General features: G+C 68.1%; 1 protein-coding gene. It reads right to left on the minus strand.

Features of this window, described 5'->3' with window-relative positions:
- A partial coding sequence (locus tag AE652_RS39620; RefSeq protein ID WP_049660470.1) for a cbb3-type cytochrome c oxidase subunit I occupies positions 1-1,232 on the minus strand: 1,232 nt, incomplete at its 3' end.
- Positions 1,233-1,468: the final 236 nt, after the last annotated feature.

A 1,468-nucleotide genomic window follows, 5' to 3' on the forward strand; every position in this document is an offset into this window, starting at 1 on the left:
TAGACCACGGTGCCGAACAGCGTGTAGTGGAAGTGCGCGACCACGAAGTACGAGTCGGAGACGTGGAAGTCGATCGGCGGGGCCGCGAGCAGCACGCCGGTCAGGCCGCCGAAGAGGAAGGTGACCAGGAAGCCGACCGTCCAGAGCATCGGGGTCTCGAAACTCAGTGAGCCCCTCCACATGGTGCCGACCCAGTTGAAGAACTTCACCCCGGTCGGGACGGCGATCAGGAAGGTCATGAACGAGAAGAACGGCAGCAGTACCTGTCCGGTGACGTCCATGTGGTGCGCCCACACCGTCACGGACAGACCGGCGATCGCGATGGTGGCCGCGATCAGGCCGGAGTAGCCGAACATCGGCTTGCGGCTGAAGACCGGGATGACCTCCGAGACGATGCCGAAGAACGGCAGCGCCAGGATGTACACCTCGGGATGGCCGAAGAACCAGAACAGGTGTTGCCAGAGCATCGCCCCGCCGTTGGCCGGGTCGAAGACGTGCGAGCCGAACTTGCGGTCGCACTCCAGCGCCAGCAGCGCGGCGGCCAGCACCGGGAAGACCAGCAGCACCAGCACCGAGGTCAGCAGCACGTTCCAGCAGAAGATGGACATCCGGAACATGGTCATTCCGGGCGCGCGCATGCAGATGATGGTGGTGATGAAGTTGACGGCGCCGAAGATGCTGCCGAAGCCGGACAGCGTCACGCCCATGATCCACATGTCGGCGCCGACGCCGGGCGAGTGGATCGCGTCGGACAGCGGCGCGTAGAGGAACCAGCCGAAGTCGGCGGCGCCCTGCGGGGTCGCGAAGCCGGCCGCGGCGATCAGCGAGCCGAACATGAACAGCCAGTAGGACAGCATGTTCAGCCGCGGGAAGGCGACGTCCGGCGCGCCGAGCTGGAGCGGCATGATCCAGTTGGCGAAGCCGGTGAACAGCGGCATCGCGAACAGCAGCAGCATCACCGAGCCGTGCATGGTGAACGCCTGGTTGAACTGCTCGTTGGAGAGGATCTGCGTTCCGGGCCGGGCGAGTTCGGCGCGCATGACCAGGGCGAGGATGCCGCCGATCAGGAAGAACGCGAACGAGGACACCAGGTACATGGTGCCGATCGTCTTGTGGTCGGTGGTGGTCAGCAGTCTGACCAGGGCCGAACCGGGCCTCCTGGCCCTGACCGCCCCTGCGGGGAGGGTCGTCGGCGGTGAGGTGGGGTCGCCCTGTGCCTGGGTGGCGCTCAAGGACGCACTCCTTCGGAACGTCGTGCGAATGGGTGGCGCTCCATGATCCGAACAGGCCGCCTCCGCGCCCCAGGGCCCTTCGGCCCGCCCGCCCGGGGCCGCTGGGCCCGAGTTCCCGGCCCCCGACCGGGACCTCCCGACCGCGCGACCGGGACCTCCTGTCCGCTCGGCCACCGCCTGCCGTCCGCTCACCCGCGGCCTCCTGACCGGCCGTCGGACCGCCGCCCGCGACCGCG

The sequence above is a fragment of the Kitasatospora sp. MY 5-36 genome (assembly GCF_001182915.1).
Classification (GTDB): Bacteria; Actinomycetota; Actinomycetes; order Streptomycetales; family Streptomycetaceae; genus Kitasatospora.